This window comes from Paenibacillus mucilaginosus 3016 (genome assembly GCF_000250655.1).
GTDB lineage: Bacteria > Bacillota > Bacilli > Paenibacillales > NBRC-103111 > Paenibacillus_G > Paenibacillus_G mucilaginosus.
The window spans coordinates 7,446,121-7,467,632 of sequence record NC_016935.1 but is presented as its reverse complement, the minus strand read 5'-3'; the positions used below and the strand labels follow the sequence as shown (position 1 = coordinate 7,467,632).

Here is a 21,512-nt window from a genome sequence, read left to right as displayed (position 1 = left end):
GCCCGTGCGCCGGTTTTTGTTTTGCAGACAGCAGGGGAATAAGGATAGCATGGCTTGAATGGTGGCCCTGCAGGGCTGAGCATAGAAGGGCTGACGGCGGCGTCAATCCGCGCTGCAGGGGGTTCATCCGGGGACAAACCGGGTACTAAACGTAGAGGCATGTCCGGCCCGCACCGCAAAAAAAGAGGCGTCCGAGTATCCTTTTTTGACATGAAAGAATGAAAGCGTGGTCAATTTGTTCCACCTTTTTGTTCAATATCCTCGGTGTTGGGTTCACCTGCCAGAATTTATAATGTGAAATGTAGACACACTAAACGTAAGCATCAACAGAGTCTACCAATAAAGGGAGGGTACACCCATGAAACAAGGATTCAAAAAAGCAACAGCCCTTTCGCTGAGCGCGGTTCTTCTTGCAGGACTGGCTGCAGGCTGCGGCGGGAATACAGACACAGAGCAGACCCCGGCTGCCGGCGGAACGGATGCAGGAGGCAAGCAGGTTACACTGAAAATTTTCCAATTCAAAGTAGAGATTAACGAAGCGCTCAACCGCCTCAAGGACGAATACGAGAAGGCGAACCCGAACGTGAAGCTGCAGATCGAAACGGTCGGCGGCGGCGCAGACTATGGTGCGGCCCTCAAGACGAAGTTCGCTTCCAGCGACGCGCCGGATATCTTCAACGTCGGCGGTTACCGCGAGATGGATACATGGATGGAGCACCTCGAGGACATGTCCGACCAGCCTTGGGTGAAGGACGTGGTTCCGGCTGCGAAGGAACCGATGACCAAAGACGGCAAGCTCTACGGCATGCCGATGAACATCGAAGGCTACGGCCTCGTATATAACAAGGAATTGTTCGAGAAAGCCGGCATCACCGAAACGCCTAAGACGCTCTCCCAGCTCGAAGATGCGGCGAAGAAGCTCCAGGCGGCAGGCATCACGCCGTTCTCGAACGGTTACGGCGAGTGGTGGATTCTCGGTATCCACAACCTGAACGTGGCGATGGCCCGTCAAGCGGATCCGAACAAGTTCATCGCAGGCCTCTATGACGGCTCTCAGAAATTCGGCGGTCCAGTGTTCGACGACTGGACGAAGCTGCTCGATCTGACACTGAAGTACGGCCAGGCTAACCCGCTGACGACCGACTACAACACGCAGGTAACGAACTTCGCAAGCGGTAAAGCGGCTATGATGCAGCAGGGCAACTGGACTCAGGTGCAGATCGACAAGATCAACCCGAACCTGAAGCTCGGCGTGCTTCCAATGCCGATCAATGAAGATGCGGCTGCGAACGACAAGCTCTTCATCGGCGTTCCTAACAACTGGGTTGTCAACAAGAACTCCGCTGTGAAGAAGGAAGCGAAGGATTTCCTGAACTGGCTCGTGACTTCCGACATCGGTAAGCAGTACATGACGAAGGAATTCAAGTTCATTCCGGCGTTCACGAACATCACGGCTGATGAGAAGGACCTCGGTTCGATCGCTACCGACCTCATGAAGTACAGCAAAGAAGGCAAGACGCTGAGCTGGAACTGGCCTAAATACCCGGATGGCGTAACCAACGAGCTGGGTGCTACGATGCAGGCTTACATTGCCGGCAAAGTGAACAAAGACCAAATGTACACCGACTTCCAAAAAGCTTGGGATAACCTGAAAGCGAAGAAATAACAGCGATCCGCCGCGGATTTCCCTTACTGGTATCACGAGAAGAAGCCTCAGCCCTCCGGCTGGGGCTTTTTGCCGTTTAACAACCGGAAGATTCAGGAGTACAATAGGGAGCAATCCGTCCAAATTATAACGTTTCAATTAAAAGAATACCGGATAAAAAAATAGAGTCGGGGACTGCACCAAAAAGGTTCGGGTTGGCCATTCTGACAAAAGAGGGTGTGAGGGTGTGGGTAGTCTTGGGCAGTGGGCGAAGGAGCAGTGGAGCCTGCGCAGGGAGGCGGTTCCGGAGGAGCGGAGACTGTCGAAGGAAGCCGGGGTGTCGCTGTTCATCCACTTCTGCTTTCAGTTCGGCGCTTCGATGTCCGGGGTGTTCCTGACGCTGTATTTGTGGCGCTTGACGCACAGTCTGGCGATCAACGGCATTTATTATGCCGTGACGTATGCGGTGGCGCCGTTCGCCTTTGCGCTCGGCGGCTGGCTCATCAAGCGGAAGGACCGGATGGTGACGTACCGGATCGGGATCGCCATGACCGCGGCCTTTTATCTTGGAGTCGTCTTTGCGGGAGAAAAGGTGGCGGAGTATTACCTGGTGTTCGCTGTACTGAACGGCATCTCCAGCGCCTTCTACTGGGCGGGCTACTTGACGCTGATGTACGACGTGTCGACGGACAGCAACCGCATCCGGTTTCTGGCCATCAACATGGTGCTCTTCACGCTGGGCGGGCTGATCGGGCCGGCGCTCGCCGGATTCATGATCACACAGTCCGAGGGGCTGCAGGGATATACGCTCGTCTTCGGCACGGCCTGCTTCATGTTCCTGATCGCGACGATCGTCTCCATGAAGATTCCGCTGAAGCCCTCGCACCATAAAGCCTATTACCTGAAATTCACCGGCCTGCTCATGCACCGCAGCCGCGCCTGGCTCCATTCGCTGCTGGCCTTCGGGCTTATGGGGCTGTTCCAGGGCATGATGCTCTTCCTGCCGAACATCCTGCTCTTCCAGCTGGTGGGACGCGAGGACCTCGTAGGTTATCTCGGAGTGCTGTACGCAGGCCTGTCGATCGGCACGAACCTGTTCCTCTCCCGCTTCGGCAGCGAGGAGAAGGCGGTCAAATTCATTGTGATTTCTACGGCGGGCTTCCTGTTCGCGACGTGCTTCCTTATCTGGAAGATGACGCTCTTCACCGTCATCGCCTTCATGATCCTCTATTCCGTCTGTGCGCCGCTGCAGGGCAATACGATCACCTCCACCTACTTCCGGATCATCGGGCGCCTGCCGCTCAAGGGGCAGCTCCGTGTCGAGTCGGTGGTCATGCGGGAGGTATTCCTGAACGGGGGCCGGGTCGTATCGATCTTCTCGCTGCTCGGCCTCATGGAGTATGCCGGGGACCAAGTGCTGCCCTGGGTTCTGGCCGCAGCTTCGCTGCTGCAGATCGGACTGGCGGGGCTGATCTCCTCCCGGGAAGAGGGAGAAGGACGGCAGGCGCACAGGCTTCTGGCCCGTACCGGAAAAGACAACGCTCCTGGGGGCACGGCCGGGACGAGGCTGTGATCGGCTTGCAGGCTGGCAGCAATAAAACATGATTCGGGCTTAATAGGATGAGCGGCATATGAAGAAGCTTCCTCTGCATGGGGGAGGCTTCTTTTTGAAATATCATAAAGTATAACTCGCGTTTGCCCGTGCGAAGCCGTTTATCTTAGTTTGACGGGGGCACTCAGCGGGTATGAAGGATGGAGAAGCTTGGGGAAGCTATACAATACGGATGGTTGGGAAAGGAGCAAGAGGGAATGTACGATTGCATCATTGTCGGCGGAGGCATCGCCGGGCTCCAGGCCGCCATTCAACTCGGTCGGTACCGGCACAAGGTGCTGGTCATCGACAAGCAGAAGGGACGCTCCGCCCTGTGCGGCAGCTATCACAACCTGCTGGGCTGGCCCGAGGGAGTCTCGGGTCCCGAGCTCAGGGAGCGGGGCCGCCGGCATGCGGAGCGGCTCGGCGTCGAGTTTCTGGAGGATGAGGTCATTGCGGCGGCGAAGTCGGATGACCAGTTTCAGGTGGCGCTGGCCGGAGACGGCGGCTCGTTCAAGAGCCAGACTCTGCTGATCGCTACGGGCGTCATGGACCGGTTCCCTCCGCTGCCCGGACTCGAGGAGCGGCTCGGGGAGAGCATCTACATCTGCCCGGACTGCGACGGCTACGAGGTGATGGACCGCAAGGCGGTCGTCATGGGCGCAGGCGAGGCGGGCTCGGGCATGGCGATGGCGATCAGCTATTGGACCGACCGGATCACCTACGTCAACCATGACCGCTCGGCGGTGTCCACGTCCAAACGGGAAGCGCTGGAAGCAAGGGGCATTGAATATATAGAGGAAGAAATCGAGGAAGTGCTCGGCGGCGAAGACAAGTCGTTCCGCGGCGTCCGGCTCAAGGACGGACGCGTGATCGAAGGCGAGCGGGCCTTCATCGCGTTCGGCGGCAACCGGGTCATCACGGACTGGGCGATGCCGCTCGGGATCGAGCGGCTCGAGAACAAGCATATCGTCACCGACCCGCGGACGAAGATGACCGGCGTCCCCGGCGTGTGGGCGGCCGGAGACGTGGGCATCCACGCGGAGCAGACAAGCATCGCGATGGGCGAAGGGGCGCTGGCGGCGATCTGGATTCACAAGGAGCTGGTGAAGCGGCTTCGGCAGATGACCGTGGAACACAGCGGGTGAGAGGGCTTGTAGCATAGCGCAAGGGCGTGATGCCCGGGGCTTGGCCAAGCTGATCTGTGAGAAGCTCGCGCAAGCGCGGGGCTTGCGGAGCCCTGCCAGGCTGAAGACAACCGGCGGCAGGGCTGCCGAAGCCGCGATTGAGTCTCCGGGGTCAAGGGCTGGAATCAAGGCTGATATGCCTTCTCCAGCCTGTTTCGCCATGTCTCGAAGGACTCTTCCCCGTTTACGAAGATGCGGGTCAACCGATAGGGATCCTGGGTCGGGAGGGTCACGCCCTGCTTGATCGTGAAGGCGTACCGGTATCCTGCTTTCTTGAGCAGGCGCAGGGTCGTGCGGTTGTACTCCCCGTAAGGGTAGCAGAAGACGTCGGCCGTCGTGCCGAGCTGCTCTTCGATCAGCCGCTTCGCCTCGGTGAGCTCGGCTTCCTGCTTCGCTGCGCTAAGACGCGGCAGATGGGGATGGCTCATGCCGTGCGGCTGAATGTCCCAGCCCGCTTCGTGCATCTCCCGGATCTGGTCCCACGTCAGGAAGTAAGGATCGGCCGCGGAGACCCCCGGCGAGACGAAGAGGGTGGCGTTCAGACCGAGGCGGGAGAGGACGGGCAGGGCTTCCGTGTAGTTGTCCGCGTAGCCGTCGTCGAAGGTGAGCAGGACCGGCTTCTCGGGAGCGGTCTCCCGGCCTTCCATGATGTCCGTAAACTGCCGCAGGGTGAGTGTGGTGTACCCGTTCTCGGCAAGGTGGGTCATCTGCTCCTCGAATTTCACCGGGGTGATCGTGGCCCGGTTGCCTGGATCTACCGTAATGCTGTGGTAGTTGAGCACAGGAATGCGCACAGGCTGCGGAGCGGAGACGGCGGATGCGGAAACGGAGAGCAGGAGGCAGCAAACAAGCAGGAATAATCGGGCACAGCGGCGAGCGGTCAGAGACATGGGGAGCAGCTCCTTCCATGGGATAAGGTGGAAAAGCTCATCTTTACCTATATGTACCCGGGTACCCGGCGGGTGATGCATATTTATAGGAAGCGCTGTCAAAAAAACGGGGACGGGGAGGGCCTGAGGGCGATCCGTGAGGAAGCGGCCCAAGGCCTGAACAAGGCCCGAAATGGATGGGAAGCAGCAGGCGCAGGCCGAGTGCGGCAACTCGAGGAGCCGGCCCATCCCGGCGCCTTATCTCTGTGCCATGTCCAGGGAAGGAAGCCCATCGACCACATGCGCGTAAGTCTTGAGGGCTTCTTCACCCTGCGGACTGAGTGTGTAGACTCCGCGCTCCACCCGGCGGAACCAGAGATAATAGTTCTTCTGCAGCATCGACGCCGCTTGGGCTTGCCCGGTAAGATCGCGGAGCTGCTTCGGGCTCATCGGCCCATGGCTGCCGAGGAGGCTGGCGAGCTGCAGCGATTTCTCCCGGTAGGCGGTGACAAGCTTGCGCTTCGAGCTGCCGCCCACGTTGTAATCCGCCCGGCGCTCCTGGAATTCCTGGAGCAGCTTGCCCGCGGCGTATTTGCTGTGCCGCGGCGGGGAAGCGAGCGGGTACAGCGCCTGACCTTCGAGCGGATGGCACTCCACCTCCACGCGGGGCTTGCGCGTCTTGTAGAACTGTACGGTGATCATGCCGAGGCCGAGCATCCCGCAGAGCTTGCGAAGCTCGGGCCACGTGGCGCTGTGCGGGGCTTTGCCCTTGGCCGGCCGCTCGAAGGCGACATAGACGGAGCGGGTGAGCCGCAGCCGGTCGATCCCCTGCAGGAGCAGGGGGATGGAGAAGCTGCGTTTGAGCTCGATGATCAGCGGCGGCTCCTCGCCGCGGACGGCTACCACGTCGCAGTGGCGCACCTCGCCGCGGACGCTGTAGCCGAGCTCCTCGAGATAGGCTTTGACGGGAGCGTAGAGCTCCGTTTCGCTTTTGATGGCCAAGGGGACCCGTCCTTTCCGTTCGACTTTTGTTCGTACCTGCAATTATAGCACAGATTCCATAGGATAGATTTGGTATAATAGGGGAGAGTGCAGATGAGAGAGGAGACGGAGAATGATGGATATGGAGCTTGGATGGAAACTGGAACGCGCCGAAGGGCTGGGGCTGGAGCAGGCGGGGGAGATTGACCCGTGGCTCGGCCGCAGCTTCTACTGCGAAAGCTGCGGGAAGGACCACGCGGTGCCGATCCGCCGCGTGATCATTGAGCGCGGCGCGCTGGCGGCGCTGCCGGACTATGCGCAGGAGAGGGAGCTCCGCTCGCTGCTGCTGGTGTGCGACCGGCACACGGCCAAGGCCGCCGGTGAAGAGCTGCTGGGGCGCTGCCGGGAGGCGCAGCTTGACGCCAGGCTGGTCGTGCTCACCGAGGATGAACACGGGGAGCTCGCCGCGGACGAGCGGGCCATCGTGCAGCTGCTGCTGCACGTGGACGCCGCCTCGCAGGCGATCGTCGCCGTGGGCTCGGGCACGCTCCACGACATCGTCCGCTTCGCGGCGTTCAAGACCGGCCGCGTGTTCCTCAGCGTCCCCACCGCCTCGTCGGTCGACGGCTTCGCTTCCGTAGGCGCGCCGCTCATCCTCGGCGGCTTCAAGCAGACGGTCCCGGCCTGCGCCCCGGAAGCCGTCTTCGCGGACCTGGCGCTGCTCGCGCATGCGCCGCAGACCTTGACCGCCGCCGGCTTCGGCGACATGCTCGGCAAGTACACGTCGCTCGCCGACTGGGAGCTCGGCCGGCTGCTGCTGGACGAGCATGTGTGCGAGCTCTCCGCCGAGATGACCCGGCAGGCGCTGGCCCGCTGCGTCGATCATGTCGACGAGATCGCGGCTGGCACCGAGGAAGGGCAGCGCCGCCTGATGGAAGGCCTGATCCTCTCCGGGATCTCCATGCTGATCGTAGGTCATTCCCGTCCGGCCTCCGGCGCGGAGCACCACCTCTCCCACTTCTGGGAGATGCGCTTCCTGCAGCTGCGCCGCCGGGCGCTGCTGCACGGCGCGAAGGTCGGCGTGGCGGCGGTGCGCATGGCCGGCCTGTATGCGCAGACGGCGCAGCTGAGCGCCGAAGCGGTCCGGGCTGCCGCTGCGCAGCGTCTCGCCGATCCGGCGTTCCTGTCGCCGGCGCAGGCCGAAGCCGCCATCGCGGCAGGCTACGGCACGATCGCCGATCAGGTGCGCGCGGAGAATGCCGCGGAGCTGGACCCGGCAGGCCGCGAAGCGCTGCTGCGGGGGATCGGCGAGCGCCTCGCTTCGCGCTGGGAGGCCGTGCAGGCCGTTTGCCGCAGCGTTCCGGGGCCGGAGCAGATGGCGCAGTGGCTCAGCCGCGCCGGCGGGCCGGTGGCGGAAGCGCAGCTGGGCGTGGAGCCGGAGCTCGTGGAGCAGAGCCTGCGCTATGCGAAGTACGTGCGCAGCCGCTACACGATCCTGCGCCTGCAGGAGTGGCTGGCAGGTACGGCGGCACAGCCTGAGGTGGCGGCGGGCGTACAGGCACAGACGGAGTAGCCGAATGTTTCATCTGCTGGTCGATATGCTGGAGCGGGTCGGGTTTCTGATCGCTCTGGCTTTTGTTTTCTCGCGGAGCCGGTGGATGCGGGGGTATATGAGCTACGGAGGGGACGGGACGTACCCGTGGAGGTTCGTCCTCTTCTTCAGCCTGTATGCGATGCTCGGCACCTACTCCGGCGTCACCGTCACCGATTACAGCTACCGGCCGGCCCCCTGGATCGGGGAGATCTCACCGGCATCGGCGATCGCGAACTCCCGCTCGGTCGGCGTGGTGATCGCCGGGCTGCTCGGCGGCCCGTGGATCGGCCTGCTCGTCGGCGGCCTGGCGGGGCTGCACCGGTACAGCCTCGGCGGCTTCGTCGCCGTCGCGTGCATGATTGCGCCGCTGCTGCAGGGCCTGCTCGGCGGGCTGTGCCGCAGACCGCTTCGTAAGCGCTTGCGCCGGGCGTCTTCGTCCGCGATCCGCCTCGCTTTCCTCGCAGGCCTGCTGGCTGAGCTGCTGCAGATGGGGCTGATCCTCCTCATCGCCCGTCCTTGGCATGATGCGCTGACGCTGGTCTCGCTGATCGGCGGGCCGCAGACCCTGGCGAATTCGATCGGTGTCGCCCTGTTCTTTGTGCTCTACCAGACGATCGAGAGCGAGGAGGACCGAATCGGGACCGAGCATGCACGCAAGGCGCTGCATATTGCGGATCTGACGATGCCGCTCTGGCGGCTGCCGTTCGACCGGGCCGTGGAGGAGGTGGCCCGGACGCTCAATGAGGAGACGAAGGCGGTGGGGGCCTCCTTCCTGAAGGGGAGCTCGGAGCTCGCGCATCAGGGGAGGAAGACGGCTTATTTCATCGACCTGCCGCTGGAGACGCAGAACCGGACAACCCTGGGCGCATTCCGCCTGTTCTATGAGCGCGTCCGGGAGCTCAGCCCTTCCCGCCGCCTCATGCTGCGGACACTGGCCGGACTGATGTCGCAGCAGTATGCGTTCGTGGAGGCGGAGCGGCAGGCCCAGCTGCTCGCCGATGCCGAGATCCGGTCGCTGCAGGCGCAGATGAACCCGCATTTTCTCTTCAACGTGCTCAATACGGTGAAGTCGTTCATCCGCACGAAGCCGGATGAGGCCCGGACGCTGGTCACCCAGCTCTCGCGCTTCCTGCGGACCAATATGAAGAATTCCTCCCGCACGCTGATCACGATTCGGGAAGAGCTCGAGCTTGTCACTTCGTACCTCAGCCTGACCCAGGCCCGGCTGGGGGATCAGCTCCAGCTCGTGACGGAGATCGATGAGCGGGCGGTGGAGCGGCTGCTCCCGCCGTTTACCATCCAGCCGCTGGTGGAGAACGCCATTCTGCACGGCACGCGCAACAGCGGCCGTCCCGGACTGATCCGCATCCGCATCCGGGAGCAGGGCGGGGAGGTGGAGGTAAGCGTGGAGGATAACGGCAGCGGCATGCCGCTTCACGGGGAGCGGAGCGGGGGAGAGGAGCACGCGGGCATGGCCCTCGACAACATCGCCCAGCGGCTCGGGTACCATTACGGGACGGAGGAGCCGCTCGAGATCCGCAGCGAACCGGGCGGGGGACGCTGGTCCGGTTTCGCATACCGGCACCGGCGGAGCCGACCAAGCCGGCGGCCCGAAGGCTTGGATGAGCCGGCCTGGATGAGCCGGGTTTTCCGGAGTGCGTGGTGCGTTCTTTTGGCCCTATCCGAGGGAGAATCACCTGGCAGTCAGGTTTCGATTCACGAACAATAATGAGCCGTCTTCTTCGGCCAAAGAAGGGAGGGAGCATTCATGGGATACAAGGTGGTTATTGCAGACGATGAAGCGCCGGCGCGGGAGGAGCTCGCTTACCTGACCGGCCAGATTCCGGATGTCCTGAGCGTGGTTACGGCATCGGGGGGCATGGAGGCGGTGCGCCGGGTGCAGGAGGAGCAGCCCGATCTGCTCTTCCTCGATATGGACATGCCGGACCTCAGCGGCCGCCAGGTGGCACAGCTGCTGGCGGAGCTTCAGCCGGGGCTGAAGATTGTGTTCTCCACCGCCTACGACCAATATGCGGTGGATGCGTTCAAGCTCCGCGCCTTCCACTACCTGCTGAAGCCTTATGACGAGGAGGAGGTGGCGGAGGTATTCCGGGAACTGCGCAAGGCCGCGGTGCCTGTGACGCCGAAGCCGGCGGCGGCAGGAGGAGGGTGCGTCAAGCTGGCACTGGAGGTCGAGGGAGGGATCAAATACGTCTTCCCGGCGGAGGTCCAGTATATCAGCAAAGAGGGCAAGCATGTGCTCGTCCACACGGGCGGCGGGGCGTACCCGGTAGGCTATACGCTGCAGGAGCTGGAGCAGAAGCTGGCCCCTTACGGATTTTTTCGCTGCCACAAGAGCTATCTCGTCCGGCTTGCTGCGATCACGGAGCTGAAGTCCTGGATCAACGGCGCCTATGATGTCCGGATCGACGACGAGGCCGGCACGACCGTTCCGGTGAGCCGCAATTACGTCAAGGAACTGCGTTTGAAGCTCGAAATCTGACACGTTGGAAGAGGGCGCCGACATGTTGCGCCGCAGGCATTCCTCCCGGACAGGGAAGCGTTTATACTGATGGATAAAGACAATGCAAGCGCTATCATATCCATTGGAGGGGAATGCTGTGGCAAGAAGCTTCAAATCCATCCTGTTATGGGGGATCGTCTCCGTACTCGGCGCATTCGCGTTCGCCACGATCGCCCTGAACCGGGGCGAGTCGGTGAATGCGATGTGGCTCATCATCGCCGCCGTGTCCTGCTATGCCGTAGCCTACCGGTTCTACAGCCGGTTCCTGGCCCACAAGGTGTTCGGGCTCGACGATAACCGCAAGACGCCGGCGGAGCTCAAGAACGACGGCAAGGACTACGTGCCGACGAACAAATGGGTGCTCTTCGGGCACCACTTCGCGGCCATCGCCGGAGCCGGCCCGCTGGTCGGTCCGGTGCTCGCCGCCCAGATGGGCTATCTGCCCGGAACGCTCTGGATCGTCATCGGCGTCATTCTCGGCGGCGCCGTACAGGATTTCGTCATCCTATTCGCTTCGACCCGCCGGAACGGCAAGTCGCTGGGCGAGATGATCAAGGAGGAGCTCGGGCCGGTCGCCGGCGCCATCGCGATGGTGGGCATCCTCGGCATCATGGTCATCCTGCTGGCCGTCCTGGCGCTCGTGGTCGTCAAAGCGCTGATCGGCTCGCCGTGGGGCATGTTCACGATTGCCGCCACGATCCCGATCGCTCTGCTCATGGGCATGTACATGCGCTATATCCGGCCGGGCCGGGTGGTGGAAGCCTCGCTGATCGGGCTTGTGCTGCTGCTCGGCTCTCTGATCGCCGGCAAGTACGTGGCGGAGTCCGAGTACCTCTCGGCGATGTTCACCTTCAGCGGCGAAGCGATCGCCCTGATGATGATCGCCTACGGGTTCATCGCCTCGGCGCTGCCGGTCTGGCTGCTGCTTGCGCCCCGCGACTACCTGTCGACGTTCCTGAAGATCGGCACGATCGTCGGCCTGGCGCTCGGCATCTTCGTGGTGATGCCGGAGCTTGCGATGCCGGCCACTACCAAGTTCATCGACGGCACGGGCCCGGTGTTCGCCGGCAACCTGTTCCCGTTCCTCTTCATCACGATCGCCTGCGGCGCCGTCTCGGGGTTCCACTCCCTGATCTCTTCGGGCACGACGCCGAAGATGCTCGAGCGGGAGTCGCACGCCCGGCCGATCGGCTACGGCGCGATGCTCATGGAATCGTTCGTCGCGATCATGGCGCTGATCGCCGCCTGCGTCATTACGCCGGGCGCCTACTTTGCGATCAACTCGCCTGCGGCCGCGATCGGCACCGATGCCGTGCAGGCGGCCGCCAAGCTGACCTCCTGGGGCTTCACCATCACCCCGGATGACCTCACGGGGCTCGCGAAGGACGTCGGCGAGACAACAATTCTGTCGCGGACCGGCGGGGCGCCGACGTTCGCCATCGGCATGGCGCATATTCTCTCCGGGGTGATCGGCGGGAAAGCGCTGATGGCGTTCTGGTATCATTTTGCCATCCTGTTCGAGGCCTTGTTCATCCTGACGACCATCGATGCCGGCACCCGGGTAGGGCGCTTCATGATCCAGGAGATTCTCGGGAGCTTCTCGAAGCGGCTTGGGAATACGGAGTCGACCTTGGGCAATGTCGTGGCGACCGCCCTGTGCGTAGCGGGGTGGGGCTACTTCCTGTACCAGGGCGTGGTGGACCCGCTCGGCGGCATCAACTCGCTGTGGGCGCTCTTCGGGATCGCCAACCAGATGCTGGCCGGCATGGCGCTCATTCTCGGCTCGACGATTCTGCTCAAGATGGGCCGCAAGAAGTACGCCTGGGTTACCCTGGTGCCGACCGCATGGCTGCTCGTCGTCACGATGACGGCGGGCTGGCAGAAGCTGTTCCATCCCGAAGCGAAGATCGGCTTCCTGAAGCATGCCGCGCAATATAAGGAAGCGATGGCCTCAGGCAAGCTGATCGCGCCGGCGAAGAACATGGCCCAGATGCAGCAGATCATCACCAACGATTACGTGGATGCGGCCTTGTGCGGGTTGTTCATGATCATCGTCCTTCTTGTGTTCCTGTCCGCCCTCCGTACATGGTACCGCGTGCTGGCGAAGGGGCAGCTTGAAGTGAACGAGGCGCCGTACGTGGCGCGGGGGCAGGACGGCCGGGAGGCGACGACCTATGTTTGAGCGCGTGAAGACCGTGCTCCAGTACCGGCAGCAGTTCCTGGATCTGCTCGTCGGCGTACCCAACTATGAAACGTATGTGAAGCATATGCAGGAATGCCACCCGGAGCTCCCCGTCCAGACGCGGGAGGAGTTCTTCCGGGAAGCCCAGGATGCCCGCTACAACGCCAAGGGAGGCAAAGTCTCCCGGTGCTGCTGAGGGGCTGCGTCCAGGCCTCCGGCTGCCCTGTCCATACAGGAACAAACACCCTCCGGCGCATGCCGTGAGGGTGTTTGTCATGAATACCTTCCATTCCCAGGGAATGTTTGGTGCAAGGGGGGGCTCGGCTGCTTTTATTGATTTTGTCTAAAATTTCGGGCAACTTCGTCCCTCTTCCTGCATAGGTATTTAATACACTTCAGAACATGAAGAGGGTTGTAAAGTAACCTGACGCGCTGTCATCCATAGGAAACTCACGCCGATGCTGTCCAAGCAAGTACTGCCGCCGGTATCCACCGCCGAAGCCGCTGCCGTCTCCACCAGAAGCAGCAGAAGATGACCTCAAGGCCTTTCTGACAACGTATGTGTAACCGCGGGTTGTCTCCTGCTGTGCCTCATGTGGTTCCGAGGTACGGCTTTGGGCGAGCCGACGCTTTCGAAGTAGGTTTTGCTTGGCAAAACCCTTAGGAGGTTAGAATCATGAGCTTATTCAAAAAAATCGCCGACCACCGCACGGAAACCGAAAGACTGGCTTGGGTTGGTTCCTTCGCCGAATATGTGGAGAAGCTCCGCGAGAATCCGCGTTTGGCCATGACGGCGCATGCACGGGTGTATGAGATGATCGCCTCCCAGGGCATCACGGAGGAGAACGGGCGCCGGAGGTACAATTTCTTCGACAAAGAAATATTCGGTCTGGATTCCGCTGTGGAGAAGCTGGTGGAGGAGTACTTCCATTCCGCCGCCCGCCGCCTCGAAGTGCGCAAGCGGATTCTGCTTCTGATGGGTCCGGTGAGCGGCGGTAAGTCGACGCTGGTGACGATGCTGAAGCGGGGGCTTGAGCAGTTCTCCCGGACCGATGCCGGCGCCGTGTACGCCATCCAGGGCTGCCCGATGCATGAAGAGCCGCTGCATCTCATCCCGCACGAGCTGCGGCCGGAGGTGGAGAAGGAGCTCGGAGTGAAGATCGAAGGCAATCTCTGCCCGTCGTGCCAGATCCGTCTTCGCGACGAGTACCACGGACGCATCGAGGATGTGCTGGTGGAGCGGGTGCTGATCTCCGAGGACAACCGGGTCGGGATCGGGACATTCAGCCCGTCGGATCCGAAGTCCCAGGATATCGCCGACCTTACGGGCAGCATCGACTTCTCGACGATCACCCAGTTCGGCTCGGAATCCGATCCGCGCGCCTACCGCTTCGACGGGGAGCTGAACAAAGCGAACCGGGGCATCATGGAGTTCCAGGAGATGCTGAAGTGCGACGAGAAATTCCTGTGGAACCTGCTCTCCCTGACGCAGGAGGGGAATTTCAAGGCCGGGCGCTTCGCGCTCATCTCCGCCGATGAGCTGATTATCGCGCATACGAACGAATCCGAGTACAAATCGTTCATCGCCAACAAGAAGAACGAGGCGCTGCAGTCCCGGATGATCGTCATGCCGATTCCTTATAACCTCAAGGTGTCCGAGGAGGAAAAGATTTACTCCAAGCTCATCCAGCAGAGCGACATGAAGCATGTGCATATCGCCCCGCATTCGTTCCGCGCCGCGGCGATCTTCTCGATCCTGACCCGTCTCAAGGAATCGAAGAAGCAGGGCATGGACCTCGTCAAAAAAATGCGCATGTACGACGGCGAGGAAGTCGAGGGCTACAAGGAAGCGGATCTCAAAGAGATGCAGAATGAGTATCTCGAAGAGGGCATGTCGGGGATTGATCCGCGCTATGTCATCAACCGCATCTCCAGCGCGCTCATCCGCCACGATCTCGAGTTCATCAATGCCCTTGACGTGCTGCGGGCGCTGAAGGACGGACTCGACCAGCATCCTTCGATCACCAAGGAGGAGCGGGAGCGGTACCTCAACTTCATCTCGATCGCGCGCAAGGAATACGACGAGCTGGCGAAGAAGGAAGTGCAGAAGGCATTCGTGTACTCCTTCGACGAGTCGGCGAAGACGCTCTTCAACAACTACCTCGACAACATCGAGGCGTACTGCAACTGGGCCAAGATCAAGGATCCGCTTACGGGCGAAGAGATGGATCCGGATGAGCGGCTCATGCGGTCGATCGAGGAGCAGATCGGCATCTCCGAGAATGCGAAGAAGGCGTTCCGCGAAGAGATCCTGATCCGGATGTCCTCTTACTCCCGGAAGAACCGGCGTTTCGACTACAGCAGCCACGAGCGTCTGCGCGAGGCGATCGAGAAGAAGCTGTTCGCCGACCTCAAGGATATCGTCAAAATCACGACGTCCACCAAAACGCCGGACGGCAACCAGCTCAAGCGGATCAACGAAGTCATCAAGCGGCTGGTCGAGGAGCACGGCTACACCACGGCTTCGGCCAACGAGCTGCTGCGCTATGTCGGCAGCCTGCTGAACCGGTAAGTCCGGCTTCGCGCTTTAGTGCGGTGCATCAGGCGCAGTGAGCAGCCTGTCCTACCCGCGGACGCCGCAGGCTTCCGCCGCTTTACAGCCCGACCTCATCCTCCGGCAAGGAGGATTTTCTTTCTCCGCCGCTGGAAGAGCCGGCCGTCTTGGCAAGAAAGCCTCCACCCGATCCAAGGGTGGAGGCTTCTTTTTTGCACTTGCCTGCCTTCAGGCTGAGGAGGCGGCAATATGCAGTTTGATACCAGCGAGGATATATGGTTTCGAAAGTGACCTTTGTGCGAAGCACAACGGAACGAGAAACCATATACCCGAGCGCCCGGATAAGCATTTGATACAAGCGAGGATATATGATTTTGAAAGTGACCTTTGTGCGAAGCACAACGGAACGCAAAATCATATACCCGAGCGCCCGAGCGCCCGAGCGCCCTAGTAGCCCTTCGGATTACCCGTCTGCCAGCGCCACGCGTCGGCGCACATCTCTTCGATGCCGCGCTGCGCGGTCCACTGCAGCTCCTCGCGGGCTTTGGCCGGGTCGGCATAGCAGACGGCCACATCGCCGGGGCGGCGGTCGACGATCGCATACGGCACCTTCTGTCCGGAGGCCTCTTCAAAGGCGCGGATGACCTCCAGCACGCTGTAGCCCTTGCCGGTGCCGAGGTTGTAAGCCTCCACGCCCGTCGTGGAGCGTACTTTGTCCACGGCTTTCAGGTGGCCTGCAGCCAGGTCGCAGACGTGAATATAGTCGCGCACCCCGGTGCCGTCGACGGTCGGATAGTCGCTGCCGAAGACGCGAAGCTCCTGGAGCTTGCCTACGGCTACCTGGCTGATGTAAGGGAGGAGATTGTTCGGGATGCCGTTCGGGTCTTCTCCGATTCTTCCGCTGGCATGGGCTCCGATCGGATTGAAGTAGCGGAGCAGGGCAATGCTCCACGACGGGTCGGAGACATGCAGGTCGCGCAGAATCTCTTCGATGATGAGCTTGGAACGGCCGTAGGGATTCGTAGCGGAGAGCGGTGAGGCTTCCGTGATCGGCACCTGTTCCGACATGCCGTAGACGGTGGCCGAGGAGCTGAAGACAAGCTTCTTCACGTCGTGCTTCTGCATCTGCTCGCACAGGTTCAGCGTGCCGGTGATGTTGTTCTCGTAATAGCGCAGCGGCTGGGCGACGGATTCCCCGACGGCCTTGAGGCCGGCGAAGTGAATCACCGCTTCGATTTCATTCTCGGCGAAGACGCTGCCGAGCTTATCCTTGTCCAGCAGGTCGATCTCGTAGAAGCGGAAATCCCGGCCGGTCAGCTCGCGCACCCGCTCAAGGGATTCCATCTTGCTGTTCGACAGGTTGTCGACGACGACGATGGACTGTCCTGCATTAAGAAGCTCGACACAGGTATGGCTGCCGATATAGCCGGCTCCGCCGGTAACCAGAATAGACATGGACTATAACCTCCGGATAGATAATATGTAGGGAATCAAGAAAGGGATGCTGGGCAGGGACCCAATTCGGGCGATGGGCATTCACCCTCCGCGGGGGGTGTCATATACAGGAGAGTAGAAGAGGGTCCCAAGAACCCGATTATAACTTGAAACGAGGTCCTTGCCTATGCAGAAAAAGGTTGGTTCCGCTCCGAGATCCGCACCCGTCGACATGAGACGTCCGCCGTACGGCGTCTTCCACGGATGGGGACCCAAATACGGATATCCGCACTACGGGTACCCCAAATTCGGCCCTTGGGGAGGCGTGCCGCTCGTGCTTCCGCTGCCGATTCCGGCTCCGGTTCCGTATTATCCGTATCCGCCGTACCCGTACGGCCCGTATCCTTATTATTAGGAAGAGTGGAAGACGGATCCGACAGACAGCCTGCCTGCTCCTTCACCGGAGCGGCAGGCTGTTTGGTGTTCGGGCTGAGAGGTATGCGGCAGGGGAGGCTGCCTCTGCGGGCCGCAGGACGCTTTCGGTCCTGCTCCGGTGTTATACGGCGAGCGTTCCGCCCGGCACGACGGCGGGGATGAAGATCTCCACTGTGGTGCCCTGTCCTAGGGAGCTGTGGAATTTCAGGGTGCCGCCGTGGTTCTCGATAATCCGGAAGGTCACCATAAGCCCGAGCCCGGTGCCTTTTTCCTTCGTGGTGTAGAAGGGCTCTCCAAGCCGCGGGAGACGGTCCTCCGGAATGCCGCAGCCCTGGTCGGTGAAGCGCATCAGGACCTGGTCATGGTCCGCCCGGCCGAAATCGATGTGGATCTGGCCGCCTTCGGCAGGCATGGAGTCCACGGAGTTATTGAGAATGTTGATGAACACCTGCTTGATCTGGTTCTCGTCACACAGGATCGGAGGAAGATCGGGGTCGATATGGGTATGGATGTCCACGTTGTGGATCAAGGCCTGGGACCCCATCAGCATCAGGGTGTTCTGCAGGATGGCTCCGGCGTCCTTCTTCTGGAACCGGACGGACTGGGGCTTGGCGATCACCAGGAATTCGCTGACGATAAAATTGATGCGGTCGAGCTCTTCAAGCATGATGTCGAAGTAGTTGTCATACCCGTTGATCTTGCCCTGCAGCAGCTGCACGAAGCCCTTCAGCGAGGTGAGCGGGTTGCGGATCTCGTGGGCGACGCCTGCGGCCAGCTGGCCGACGACCGACAGCTTCTCGGAGCGGATCAGCATCTCTTCCGCACGCTTGCGGTCGCTGATGTCCTGGCCGATCATGTAGACGCCGGCAATCTGCTTTCCCACAAAGATCGGAAAGTTCAGCACACTGGCTTCCACGGGGTAGCCTTCCTTGTGGATGAAGGTAAGCTCGTAATGGGGCGTGGAGCCGTTCAGGGTTTCCTGGAAGTGCTGGAACCACCGGGGGTAATGCTCGGGCAGGATGAGCGGCTCGATTGTACCGCCGGACAATTCCTGCTCGGAGTATCCGATGACCTGGAACATGGCCGGATTGATGCTGGTCAGCATCCCGTTGAGATTCAGGGAGCAGATCGGATCGGGATTGTGCTCGAAGAGCGACTTGTACCGCAGCTCGCTTTCCTCGAGCAGCAGCTCGGCCTTCTTCTTCTCGTACAAGGCCTTGATCATGGCGTAGGACCGGGCGAAGCGGTGGTCTTCCTCCTGCGCGAGAACGGTTTCGAAGAGCTCGTCCCCTTCGTGGCTCGGCGGAATGCCCTGGTCGAGCTCCTTCATTTTGGCCAGAAGACTGCGCACGTTCATAATATGCTCGCCGTGAATCCATGCGGCGGAAGCGGTCTTGTATCGGGGGGAGGAGCCGGTGCGGAGCGTCACGACGCCTTTGCGGGGTTCATAGCCGGTGACATGGTTCATGTTGACCACGTTCATCTGGTCGATGAGCCGGAATCCTTCCTCGTAGAGCCATTCCTCGAACACCTCGAGGGAGGCCGCCCAGTAATATTTGTCGGAGACGGTATGGATGATGAACTCCTTGTCCCGGATGCACTCGATCTTGACTACGTCATCGGACGAGATGATCGTGATGTCGGAGCTCTTTTTATCGCGGATGACTGGGATTTTCTGCATATGATGAGATCACCTGCCTGTCGCATTCGATTCATTATAGCATGGAAAACTGGCAGGGAACAGCAGGAAAACGTTTGCGGCATTCCAGAGAATGGCAGACAGGGGGCGGGTCGGGACACGGAAGGGGCTGGGTGAGTAATCCATATCAGGGGTTCGGTGGGTATATTTAATAGGCAAAAACAATAAATATAATCACAATTATATATTGGAACAATAAGTTCGGCTGTAAGATAATGCAAAATATAACATAGTGGGAGCGTGATCGGATATGAACAAAAAAGCGGCGAACATTTGGAATGCAGGCCATTATGATGAGAAAATCAGGTATGTTTCCCGGCTGGGACAAAGCCTCATCGGCATGCTGCAGCCGGCGGCGGGGGAGCGCATTCTGGATATCGGCTGCGGCACCGGCGACCTGGCCTGGGAGATTGCGAAGAGCGGAGCCCATGTCACGGGGATCGACAGCTCGGAAGCGATGATTGCACAGGCGGCAGCCAAATATCCGGCCCTGCAATTTCGCTGTGACGATGCGCAGACATTCCGGCTGCAGGCGGGGGAGGCGCCGTACGATGCCCTCTTCTCGAACGCGGCGCTGCACTGGATCCGCAGGCCGGCGGAGGCGGCCGAAGCCATGGCGCTGGCGCTGCGGCCCGGCGGAAGGCTCGTCGTGGAATTTGGGGGATGCGGCAATATTGCCGCCATCTACCGGGGAATCCGCACGGCGCTGGCGGCCGCGGGAATCGATGCGGAAGAACGGAATCCGTGGTATTTCCCGGGGATCGGCGAATATGCCTCGCTGCTGGAGGCGCAGGGCCTCAACGTCCGCACCGCGGAGCTCTATGATCGGCCGACGCCGCTTGGAGACGGGGAGCGGGGGCTGCGGAACTGGCTGGATGCCTTCGCGGGCATGTTCTTCTCGGGGCTGAGTGAGCCGCAGAAGGAGGCGGCCTATGCCCGGTGCGAGGAGGCCGTCCGGGAGGAGCTGTACCGCGGCGGGGAATATATCGCGGATTACCGCAGGCTGCGGATCACGGCGGTCAAACGGTAACGGGCGCCTTGTTCGCGGTGCGTTCCGGAAGGAGGGCGGCCTGATCTTCCAGGTGATCCATTCTCTCCTCCATCTCGGACAGACGGCGCTCGAGCCGCTCCATCCGGGCGCCGAGCCCGGCGTAGCGGCGTTCGATTTCATTCATTTCACGGGTCAGCTCTTGCAGCGGATTGCTCATAGGTTCTCCTGCCTCTCCGCCTGACGTTCAGGCTGTTGGTACAGCATTCGCAGGCGGCTTGCGAATTGGGGGTGCACATCCAGTTCATTCCACATTCTGGAGGGAATTCCTCCTGCAAGGCCCGAAAAAAGAACCGTTTTTTCGACGGGATTGGCGCTTGTTCCTGCGGAGCCTTTGAGGCACAATGGAAAGGAAAGCCTACTCTTCGATGGACGGACGGTGCGCTATGATACGTCAGCTTGCCGCATGGACACAGAACTGGAAATTGATTCTCACGCTTGCCCTGCCTTCGATCATCTCCTTCGCCTCCGGTACGGTCACCGGCACCATCAATCTCATGATGGTCGGCGGGATGGGGGCTCTGGTCATCGCAGTCGTCGGGGTGTCGAACATCATCGCCTACAACGCCTGGGCGCTGTGCTCGGGCTTCGGGCACTCCGTGAACTATCTGGTGGCCCAGAACTACGGGGCCGGGCAGATGGACCAGGCCGTGCGCCGTACCTACATCGCGCTGTACGTGGGGCTCGCCGCCGCGGTGCTGGCCGTGCTCACCGGGTGGCTGGCTCCCGGCCTGATCCTGCGGGCGATGGGGGGCTCGCCGGAGCTGGTCGCGGCGGGCGGCAGCTATCTGATGTACCGGCTGTATGCGGTCGCCTGCTTCACCCTGAGCTTCATCCTGCACGGCTTCTTCCGGGGCATCGGCGATACCCGTACGCCTATGGTGATGACGATCGCCGCCAATGTCGCGATGATCTTCTTCACCTATACGCTGACCTACGGCCGCTGGGGCTTCCCGGAGCTCGGGCTCTCCGGTGCGGGCCTGGCGGTGCTGATCGGCGAAGCCCTGGGACTTCTCGGCAGCGCTTACGTGTATTTCGTCCGCCTGAACGGACGCTATGGCACCAGACGCCGGGTGACGGTCGACCGGGGGGAGGCCTCTCTCATCCTCGCGGAGAGCGGCAAGCTCGGCATGCAGGAGCTGGCTATGTCCCTCGCGATGTTCGTGTTCACGATGTTCGTCACCCGTCTAGGCACCGAAGCGCTTGCGGCCAATGAGATCGCCCTTAACGTCATGGGGCTTGGCTTCATGCCGGCCTTCGGCTTCGGAGCGACGGCCACCATCCTCGTCGGACAGGAGATCGGTCGGGGGAATCCGCTGGGGGCCCGGCGCATGGCCGGGGATGTGGCCGTCCTCGGCAGCCTGTTCCTGCTCGTGCTGGGCACGGCGGAGCTTGTCTTCTCCACCGAGGTCGCCCGGCTCTACACCCAGGATCAGGCGGTCTATGAGCTGGCCGGACGGCTCATCATGGCCTCGGCCTATCTCCAGCTGTTCGACGGCCTGCTCAATTATTATGCGGGCGGGCTGCGCGGCCTCGGCGATACGACGTTCCTGCTCAGGGTGTCGCTGATCCTGAACTGGCTGCTCTTCGTTCCGCTGGCCTACGGCCTGACCTTTACGGCGGGCCTTGGGAGCATGGGCGCCTGGTTCTCGCTCTATGCCTTCCTGGCCGCCTTCGCCGTGGTCCTGTGCATCCGGTTTTACCGCACCGACTGGTATTCGGTTACGGTCAAGCAGAGTCCGGGCCACGGCGGCTGAAGAAAGCGGCCT

Annotated in this window: 17 protein-coding genes; 12 read left to right on the top strand and 5 right to left on the bottom strand. The window is 61.3% G+C overall.

Annotated features, from left to right (window positions below; translation table 11 throughout):
- The first annotated feature begins 358 nt into the window (after window positions 1-358).
- From PM3016_RS30905 to PM3016_RS30895, 3 genes are all read left to right on the top strand, one after another.
- A complete protein-coding gene (locus PM3016_RS30905; protein WP_014372118.1) occupies window positions 359-1,666 on the top strand; it encodes an ABC transporter substrate-binding protein in 1,308 nt (435 codons plus the stop codon).
- Window positions 1,667-1,892: 226 nt separating this feature from the next.
- Window positions 1,893-3,218: an MFS transporter gene (locus PM3016_RS30900; RefSeq protein WP_014372117.1), complete on the top strand. Its 1,326-nt coding sequence runs from the start codon at window positions 1,893-1,895 to the stop codon at window positions 3,216-3,218.
- 236 nt (window positions 3,219-3,454) lie between these two features.
- The gene (locus PM3016_RS30895) at window positions 3,455-4,384 is read left to right on the top strand and encodes an NAD(P)/FAD-dependent oxidoreductase (RefSeq protein ID WP_014372116.1); all 930 of its coding nucleotides are present in this window, start codon (window positions 3,455-3,457) and stop codon (window positions 4,382-4,384) included.
- A gap of 164 nt (window positions 4,385-4,548) precedes the next feature.
- Here PM3016_RS30895 and PM3016_RS30890 read toward each other — a convergent pair whose 3' ends face one another.
- A complete protein-coding gene (locus PM3016_RS30890; protein WP_014372115.1) occupies window positions 4,549-5,313 on the bottom strand; it encodes a polysaccharide deacetylase family protein in 765 nt (254 codons plus the stop codon).
- 237 nt (window positions 5,314-5,550) lie between these two features.
- Window positions 5,551-6,294 carry a DUF2161 domain-containing phosphodiesterase gene (locus PM3016_RS30885; protein ID WP_014372114.1) on the bottom strand — a complete coding sequence of 248 codons (744 nt, stop codon included), beginning with the start codon at window positions 6,292-6,294 and terminating at the stop codon, window positions 5,551-5,553.
- Between the two features lie 112 nt (window positions 6,295-6,406).
- Between PM3016_RS30885 and PM3016_RS30880 the strand changes: the two genes are divergently transcribed.
- From PM3016_RS30880 to PM3016_RS30855, 6 genes are all read left to right on the top strand, one after another.
- On the top strand, window positions 6,407-7,846 hold the full coding sequence (locus PM3016_RS30880; RefSeq protein WP_013920351.1) for a sn-glycerol-1-phosphate dehydrogenase: 1,440 nt from the start codon (window positions 6,407-6,409) through the stop codon (window positions 7,844-7,846).
- Between the two features lie 4 nt (window positions 7,847-7,850).
- Window positions 7,851-9,596, top strand: coding sequence for a LytS/YhcK type 5TM receptor domain-containing protein (locus PM3016_RS30875; RefSeq protein ID WP_014372113.1), 1,746 nt, complete (start codon window positions 7,851-7,853; stop codon window positions 9,594-9,596).
- Between the two features lie 39 nt (window positions 9,597-9,635).
- Complete coding sequence (locus PM3016_RS30870) at window positions 9,636-10,370, top strand: LytR/AlgR family response regulator transcription factor (RefSeq protein WP_014372112.1); 735 nt, start codon at window positions 9,636-9,638, stop codon at window positions 10,368-10,370.
- Between the two features lie 118 nt (window positions 10,371-10,488).
- Window positions 10,489-12,573 (top strand): carbon starvation CstA family protein, encoded by a 2,085-nt coding sequence (locus PM3016_RS30865; RefSeq protein WP_013920348.1) that lies wholly within the window; start codon window positions 10,489-10,491, stop codon window positions 12,571-12,573.
- Window positions 12,566-12,769, top strand: a complete 204-nt coding sequence (locus tag PM3016_RS30860) for a YbdD/YjiX family protein (RefSeq protein ID WP_014372111.1) — start codon at window positions 12,566-12,568, stop codon at window positions 12,767-12,769. The genes PM3016_RS30865 and PM3016_RS30860 overlap by 8 nt, the downstream gene beginning before the upstream one ends.
- Window positions 12,770-13,249: 480 nt before the next feature.
- The gene (locus PM3016_RS30855) at window positions 13,250-15,145 is read left to right on the top strand and encodes a PrkA family serine protein kinase (protein ID WP_013920346.1); all 1,896 of its coding nucleotides are present in this window, start codon (window positions 13,250-13,252) and stop codon (window positions 15,143-15,145) included.
- A gap of 429 nt (window positions 15,146-15,574) precedes the next feature.
- Here the strand turns inward: PM3016_RS30855 and galE are convergent, their stop codons facing one another.
- Window positions 15,575-16,582: a UDP-glucose 4-epimerase GalE gene (galE, locus tag PM3016_RS30850; RefSeq protein ID WP_014372110.1), complete on the bottom strand. Its 1,008-nt coding sequence runs from the start codon at window positions 16,580-16,582 to the stop codon at window positions 15,575-15,577.
- Window positions 16,583-16,748: 166 nt separating this feature from the next.
- Here galE and PM3016_RS30845 point away from each other — a divergent pair, with 166 nt between their 5' ends.
- On the top strand, window positions 16,749-16,976 hold the full coding sequence (locus PM3016_RS30845; protein WP_014372109.1) for a hypothetical protein: 228 nt from the start codon (window positions 16,749-16,751) through the stop codon (window positions 16,974-16,976).
- Between the two features lie 141 nt (window positions 16,977-17,117).
- On the opposite strand, the gene PM3016_RS30840 is transcribed toward PM3016_RS30845, so the two are convergent.
- A complete protein-coding gene (locus PM3016_RS30840) occupies window positions 17,118-18,677 on the bottom strand; it encodes an ATP-binding protein (protein ID WP_014372108.1) in 1,560 nt (519 codons plus the stop codon).
- A gap of 268 nt (window positions 18,678-18,945) precedes the next feature.
- Here PM3016_RS30840 and PM3016_RS30835 point away from each other — a divergent pair, with 268 nt between their 5' ends.
- Complete coding sequence (locus tag PM3016_RS30835; RefSeq protein WP_014372107.1) at window positions 18,946-19,725, top strand: class I SAM-dependent methyltransferase; 780 nt, start codon at window positions 18,946-18,948, stop codon at window positions 19,723-19,725.
- On the opposite strand, the gene PM3016_RS30830 is transcribed toward PM3016_RS30835, so the two are convergent.
- Window positions 19,715-19,903, bottom strand: a complete 189-nt coding sequence (locus PM3016_RS30830) for a hypothetical protein (protein WP_014372106.1) — start codon at window positions 19,901-19,903, stop codon at window positions 19,715-19,717. The genes PM3016_RS30835 and PM3016_RS30830 overlap by 11 nt on opposite strands.
- Before the next feature lie 226 nt (window positions 19,904-20,129).
- Here PM3016_RS30830 and PM3016_RS30825 point away from each other — a divergent pair, with 226 nt between their 5' ends.
- The gene (locus tag PM3016_RS30825) at window positions 20,130-21,500 is read left to right on the top strand and encodes an MATE family efflux transporter (RefSeq protein WP_014372105.1); all 1,371 of its coding nucleotides are present in this window, start codon (window positions 20,130-20,132) and stop codon (window positions 21,498-21,500) included.
- The last annotated feature ends 12 nt before the right edge of the window (window positions 21,501-21,512 follow it).